The 6,274-nt window shown below is 42.6% G+C and carries 7 protein-coding genes; 1 reads left to right on the forward strand and 6 read right to left on the reverse strand.

What is annotated here, in order from left to right; all coding sequences use genetic code 11:
• Nucleotides 1–77: 77 nt before the first annotated feature.
• The 6 genes from VMW01_03285 to VMW01_03310 form a co-directional block, all read right to left on the reverse strand.
• Nucleotides 78–770, reverse strand: a complete 693-nt coding sequence (locus VMW01_03285) for a response regulator transcription factor (GenBank protein HUW05263.1) — start codon at nucleotides 768–770, stop codon at nucleotides 78–80.
• A complete protein-coding gene (locus VMW01_03290; GenBank protein ID HUW05264.1) occupies nucleotides 752–2,398 on the reverse strand; it encodes a HAMP domain-containing sensor histidine kinase in 1,647 nt (548 codons plus the stop codon). Before VMW01_03290 ends, VMW01_03285 begins: the two co-directional genes overlap by 19 nt.
• A gap of 241 nt (nucleotides 2,399–2,639) precedes the next feature.
• Nucleotides 2,640–3,065 (reverse strand): hypothetical protein, encoded by a 426-nt coding sequence (locus VMW01_03295; GenBank protein ID HUW05265.1) that lies wholly within the window; start codon nucleotides 3,063–3,065, stop codon nucleotides 2,640–2,642.
• A 22-nt stretch (nucleotides 3,066–3,087) separates the two neighbouring features.
• Nucleotides 3,088–3,873, reverse strand: coding sequence for a ribonuclease III (gene rnc, locus VMW01_03300; protein HUW05266.1), 786 nt, complete (start codon nucleotides 3,871–3,873; stop codon nucleotides 3,088–3,090).
• A gap of 11 nt (nucleotides 3,874–3,884) precedes the next feature.
• Complete coding sequence (fabF, locus tag VMW01_03305) at nucleotides 3,885–5,135, reverse strand: beta-ketoacyl-ACP synthase II (protein HUW05267.1); 1,251 nt, start codon at nucleotides 5,133–5,135, stop codon at nucleotides 3,885–3,887.
• Nucleotides 5,136–5,189: 54 nt separating this feature from the next.
• A complete protein-coding gene (locus VMW01_03310; GenBank protein HUW05268.1) occupies nucleotides 5,190–5,426 on the reverse strand; it encodes an acyl carrier protein in 237 nt (78 codons plus the stop codon).
• A 190-nt stretch (nucleotides 5,427–5,616) separates the two neighbouring features.
• Here VMW01_03310 and purN point away from each other — a divergent pair, with 190 nt between their 5' ends.
• The gene (gene purN / locus VMW01_03315) at nucleotides 5,617–6,189 is read left to right on the forward strand and encodes a phosphoribosylglycinamide formyltransferase (GenBank protein ID HUW05269.1); all 573 of its coding nucleotides are present in this window, start codon (nucleotides 5,617–5,619) and stop codon (nucleotides 6,187–6,189) included.
• Nucleotides 6,190–6,274 lie beyond the last annotated feature (85 nt).

Here is a 6,274-nt window from a genome sequence, read left to right on the forward strand (position 1 = left end):
AAAAAAACAAAATCCTTCATTTCCCTGCTATAAATATAGGAAAAATAATCGACCAATGGTTAATTACATTCCGAACATTAGAAAATAAGCTTAAACCCTTTCCCCCTAACGTTAATAATTTGAATGGATTGGTCCTCTTTTAGAAATTTTCTAAGTTTGGTAATATACACATCCATGCTACGTGCATTAAAGTAGCTGTCATCCGACCAGATGGCCATGAGTACCTCACTACGATCGACAACGGCATTCCGGTTGGAGCATAGGTATAGCAGCAACTCCGACTCCTTTGCCGTTAGCTTAGTAAGGTTATCTGCATGAATTAGGGTTTGCTTCGTAGGATCAAAAGTGTACTCGCCAATTTTATATATCTGTCCATCTGCCCCCATGTGGTTAACTTGCGTCCGGCGTAAAATAGCCTCGATCCGAGCAACCAATTCCTCGATGCTAAATGGTTTGGTCATGTAGTCGTCAGCACCGGAGTTAAAACCTTCCAGCACATCTTCCTTCATCGACTTAGCAGTTAAGAAAACAATGGGTATGGTTGGAGCAGTTTGCCTAATTTTTTTTGCCACCGTAAAACCATCCATTATTGGCATCATAACATCTAGAATGCATATCTGGTAAGGCTTTTGAGAAAAACCAGCAAATGCTTTTTCGCCGTTGGAAAAAAGATCGGCCTCATACCCTTTGGCAATTAGATATTCCCTAAGAAGCATGCCTAGGTTCTCATCGTCCTCGGCAAGTAGAATTTTTATGCTGTTTGCTTCCATCTGCTATATATTTTTTTAAATAGTGAAGATGATTCTTTGTGTTTTATTGTATCAGTTTCCCAAGGAAGAAAGATAGTGAATTTTGAGCCAACTCCAATTTCGCTTTCCACCCAAATGTTCCCTCCGTGAATTTCCACCAACTTCTTAACATAGCTAAGGCCAAGGCCAAAACCTTTTACATTATGAACATTGCCTGTAGGAACTCGGAAAAACTGCTCAAATATGCGCTTCTGATTTTCCTTACCAATTCCAATGCCATTATCCTTTACGCTGATTAAAATACCTTTAGGCTGGCTTGCAGTGGAGATCGAAATTTCGGGATGACTTCCAGAATATTTCAGCGCATTTTCCACTAAGTTAGCAAGTATGTTAGTAATGTGAACTTCATCGGCCATTACCGATGACTCTGTAGCCAACAGGTTCAAGGTGATCATCCCTCCACTTTTCTCAACTTGTAAGGCAAAGTTATCGGTTACCTTTCGTGCAATAGCATGTATATCCACCACCTTTCGTTTGAGCTTTACCTTACCCTTGTCGAAAATGGCCATTTGAAGCACTCGCTCCACCTGGAATCCCAACCGACGGCTTTCCTCCCAAACCACTTTTGAAATATAGTCGTAATTCTTTCGTTCAGGTGGTAAATTTTTATCCATAAGCATCTGTGCAGCCAAGGAGATGGTTGAAATAGGCGTTTTCAGCTCATGGGTCATGTTGCTCACAAAATCGTTTTTAATCTCGGAGAGGCGTTTCTGGTGAATGATGATGTATATGGTAGTGCTAAAGGCAAAAATAATGATTAGCGTAAGGATAATAGTCGCTCCCAAAATGAGCCCAAGCGAACTGAGAATAAAGTGGCGCTGCGATGGAAAGTAGATACTCAGGTAATACTTGGGCGAAAGCACATCGTTTGGAAAAAGCAGTCCCGTAAAAAGAGAATGCGTTTTGGGCATGTAGCTATTCGACTTATAAACAACCGCACCCTTAACATCAGAAACCGCAAATTGGTATGGAATATCCACCCCTTTCCTCAGCAACTCTACCCGAAGCAGGCTGTCGAGCAACTGCTTCGACACTCTCTCCTGAATGGTGGACTCTACCCTAATTAGCTTATTTACAATATTTTCAACAAACACTGTTTTCTGTGTAAGCCGACTGCTGAGCGGTGCAAGGCTATTCTCCACATCCGGACGAATATCTCTTTTGTCAGGGAAAGAAATAAGTTGATCCTTGTTGGCTCTATACTTAGCCGAATCGGTGGTTACAATGTCGTAGTTGGGCGTAACAAACAGGCTGTCAGCCTTGTCGAAAACAAAAATCTGTCGCCTCCGCTGCACCGACTTAATGCTCCAAGGTGTTTTCTCAACCTTGTTCAGCTCATACTCCACCTTCGGTTTTCCGCTGCCCGTCTTATCGTTTATGAATGGTTTAATTTCGTCAAATATCTGGGAAACAGTCTCCTGCTTCTCCACCTCGTCGATTACTCTATCGAGAGTATTATTTACCAACCGATCAAACTCCTCCTCCTTCATCTGGTAGGAGTTCCTAATCCAAAGCATTTGCAGCAGCACCAAACCCAGAGAAGCAAGAGAAATAATAATGGTGAGCAACCAGATATGGCGTCGATTCATGAGGCAAGTTTTAGCAAGTGCTTGATAGTTCGCAAATTTAGATTATTGATTTATCTTTTTATCAGAACGTTAACAAAGTTTAACATAAGATTTTCATCGGGAGCTGGCCTAAAGATTATCTTTGAAAAGCAGTAAAACAAGTGTAGGTAATTGTGCAAACTTTTCAATTTGCTTAATGGTGGGTGAATCCTATCGCAAAGCATAAATTTAGGGATGGACCTTGCTCCATCCCTTTTTTATTTTATTTTATGAGCAACGAGGCCAACTTCTTTAAAACCCCCTTCTCTGTACCTAGCGAAAAGCAACCCACTACTTCAGGGATTTTCTTTACCTGAGCATTCCACTTCATGATTAACTCAGCGGAAGCTGGTCCGGTACCTGCCAGCAGGTAGTCAAGATTTTTCATGTTGGGCAATAGATTTTTCGCTCCACTGCGTGTGGCAATTAGCAATAGATGATGTTCGTTTTCATCGATCGAAAAATGAAAGGTGGCAAAAGGTTCCAGAATAGAACCTGCTGCAGTGTTGGCCGTATCAAAAAAGGAAAATTCAGCCCCAGCATATCGATTTAGCAGCCACGATAACCGCTGAATAGGTTCCGCACAGGCAATGCCCAAAAAGGCAGCAGTCTGCAAGGGGACATCCAACTTGTGAACAGTTTTGGGCATATGCTAAAGGTTAAATAACGTCCTACCTTGCAAGAGAGTCTACCGAGGTCATGCTGGATTCCTCAGCGTCAGATTGGGCAAATGCAGCTAGTTCATCTTCGTTCGAAAGCACCACCATTGCTGCATTTTGCTCTGCTTCTTTCTTGGAATATCCTCTACCTTCGCTTACCTGCACACCTCCGATTAAGAGTGTAACATAAAAAATAGGCGAAGCTTCATGAGGCTCATGCTCCTCGTGATAGTCAAAGGTAACACTTCTTCGCTGTTTTTGGCCCCACTCAATAATGCGGCTTTTGAAATCTGTTTCCAGCAGTTCCAGCGTGTTAAGGTCAACAAAGCGTTTAAGAATCTTCCTTGTGAGAAATTTTTGCGTACGATTATAGCCTTGGTCAAGGTACATGGCACCAATTAGTGCCTCCAAAGCATCACCAAATATGTGCCGGTGAGCGGAGCTACTTGTTTGGGATACCACTAGCCGCTGTATACCAATTTGTATCGAAAGTTGGTTTAGGTGGGTGCGACTGACAATTTTCGCCCTCATCTTTGTAAGAAAGCCCTCTCTCTTTTCAGGATAGTGCATAAATAGGAAATCGGCAATGATGGCGTCAATGATGGCGTCGCCAAGATACTCCAACCGCTCATTGTTGACAGTCTGTCCCGAGGCAAGCACTACCGAAGCTGACTTATGAATAAAGGCCAGCTTGTAAAGGTTGAGATTTTTAGGGTAAAAACCGAAGATAGATCTAAACTCCCGATAAAATATACGGTCCGATTCCGACTTAATTTTTATTCGGTGTAAGAGTGTCACCCTAACATTGATTACTGAAACTTCTTCAGAACGATGGAAGAATTATGCCCACCAAAGCCGAATGTGTTGCATAACGCCACCTTAACCTCACGCTTTTGGGCATGGTTGAGGGTAAGATTTAACCGCGCATCGATGGCCGGATCGGGAGTTGTATGGTTGATGGTTGGTGGAACTATCCCCTTGTTAATGGCCAAAATACAGGCCAATGATTCAACTGCCCCTGCTGCTCCAAGGAGGTGGCCAGTCATTGATTTAGTGGAAGAGATATTCAACTTATAGGCATGGTCGCCGAATACGGTAATAATAGCCTTTGCCTCAGCGATATCGCCTAGAGGTGTAGCCGTGCCGTGAACGTTGATGTAGTCAACCTCTTCGGGGCGAGTATTGTTATCGGCAAGGGCAAATTTCATAACGTTAGAAGCACCTAAACCCTCCGGATGGGGCGCTGTAAGGTGATACGCATCGGCAGTCATTCCACCACCGATAACTTCACAGTAAATTTTTGCACCACGCTTAATAGCATGCTCATACTCCTCAAGAATTAGGGAAGCACCACCTTCACCCATCACAAAACCATCGCGGGTAGCGTCAAATGGACGGGATGCCGTGAGGTATTGCTCATTGTTGGTAGAAAGGGCTTGCATGGCATTAAAGCCGCCAACCCCTGCTTCGTTTATTGCCGCCTCTGAGCCTCCAGTAATAAACACCTTGGCTTTCCCAAGGCGAATAAGGTTGTATGACTCTATCATGGCATGAGTAGACGAAGCACAAGCAGATACAGTAGAATAGTTAGGACCGCGGAAGCCATACTTCATGGAGATGTGGCCCGACGCAATGTCCGAAATCATTTTAGGAATGAAGAAAGGGCTAAATCGAGGGATATAACCACCCTCGACAAACCCTTTAACTTCCTGGAGAAAGGTTTGGATTCCTCCAATTCCAGAACCCCAAATAACCCCGGCATGATCGAGGTCTAAAGTCTCCAATTGAAGACCCGAGTCCTTCACTGCCTCCTCGGCTGCAATGAGGGCATACTGGGCATACATGTCCAGCCTTTTTGCCTCCTTACGCTCAAAGTAGTTGTTGGGATCATAATTTTTTACTTCACAAGCAAATTTTGTTTTAAAATTGGTGGTATCGAAACTCTTAATAAGGTCGCACCCACAAACTCCTTTTTCTAAGTTGGCAAAGTACTCTTCAACGTTGTTTCCTAGAGGATTAATTGTTCCTAATCCAGTAATCACCACTCGTTTAAGCTCCATAGACCAAATTTTAAAACAAATTATGCCGGAAGTTTTTGATTTTTCTGCTACTTCTTACTTGCTGTGACCCTCGATGTAGCTGATAGCATCACCTACGGTGCCAATCTTTTCAGCATCTTCATCAGGAATAGAAATGTTGAACTCTTTCTCAAATTCCATGATAAGTTCAACAGTGTCAAGTGAATCTGCACCTAAATCATTAGTGAAGCTTGCAGTAGGAGTAACTTCGTTCTCGTCAACGCCTAGTTTGTCAACGATAATAGCTTTTACTCTCGATGCGATGTCAGACATAGTTGTAAGTTTTAATTAATACTTAGGTTAACTTTAGCAATCAAACTGCAAATAAATAACTTTCTACCGCAAAGTAAAAAGTTATCCAAGCAAATTATGGCGCAAAAGTAAAACAATTTGTTTTTATTTTTGCGGTCGCAACTCACTATTTTGCATTTTTCGATAGTTATATCATGTTATAACGTTCATAATGAAAAACATAGCCGTATTCGCTTCTGGTTCGGGAACCAATGCTGAAAATCTCATCAGGTACTTTGCCGATTCATCATCTGCAAGGGTTATGATACTGCTTTCCAACAACTTAAACGCCTACGCTCTCGAAAGAGCCAAGCGGTTGAACGTTCCCACCATCACGTTTACGAGGGAGCAATTTTACCAAAAAGAAATCATTCTTGATGTTCTAAAGCAACATAAAATTGATCTCATTGTTCTTGCAGGGTTCTTGTGGCTTATCCCCCAATACCTTACAAATTCATTCCCTAATCAAATAGTGAATATCCATCCGGCCCTACTTCCCAATTATGGAGGAAAAGGCATGTTTGGAATGCATGTTCATGAGGCAGTGGTGAAAAATCGTGAAGCAGAGAGCGGTATAACCATCCACTATGTAAACGAACTTTACGACGCAGGAAGCATTATATTTCAAGCAAAGGTCAACCTTTCTCCTGATGAAACCGCTGAATCGCTTGCCGCTAAAATCCATCTCCTAGAGCAGAAGCACTTCCCAACTGTTGTGGAGAGGGTGCTAAATCATCTGCCCTAAAAGGTGCTGCAACTAGTTCATCAAATACTACCTTGGTGCACTTGGATTTTTAACCATCGCCCGAAGCGTATCGATGCCAACTTTA

Source organism: Williamwhitmania sp., from assembly GCA_035529935.1.
In the GTDB taxonomy this organism is placed as follows: Bacteria; Bacteroidota; Bacteroidia; order Bacteroidales; family Williamwhitmaniaceae; genus Williamwhitmania.

What these genes read in the sequence shown, in the direction of transcription:
- VMW01_03295 (HUW05265.1), bottom strand. Translation starts at nt 3,065, where the DNA reads ATGCCCAAAACTGTTCACAAGTTGGATGTCCCCTTGCAGACTGCTGCC.
- purN (HUW05269.1), top strand. Translation starts at nt 5,617, where the DNA reads ATGAAAAACATAGCCGTATTCGCTTCTGGTTCGGGAACCAATGCTGAA.
- VMW01_03310 (HUW05268.1), bottom strand. Translation starts at nt 5,426, where the DNA reads ATGTCTGACATCGCATCGAGAGTAAAAGCTATTATCGTTGACAAACTA.
- fabF (HUW05267.1), bottom strand. Translation starts at nt 5,135, where the DNA reads ATGGAGCTTAAACGAGTGGTGATTACTGGATTAGGAACAATTAATCCT.
- VMW01_03290 (HUW05264.1), bottom strand. Translation starts at nt 2,398, where the DNA reads ATGAATCGACGCCATATCTGGTTGCTCACCATTATTATTTCTCTTGCT.
- VMW01_03285 (HUW05263.1), bottom strand. Translation starts at nt 770, where the DNA reads ATGGAAGCAAACAGCATAAAAATTCTACTTGCCGAGGACGATGAGAAC.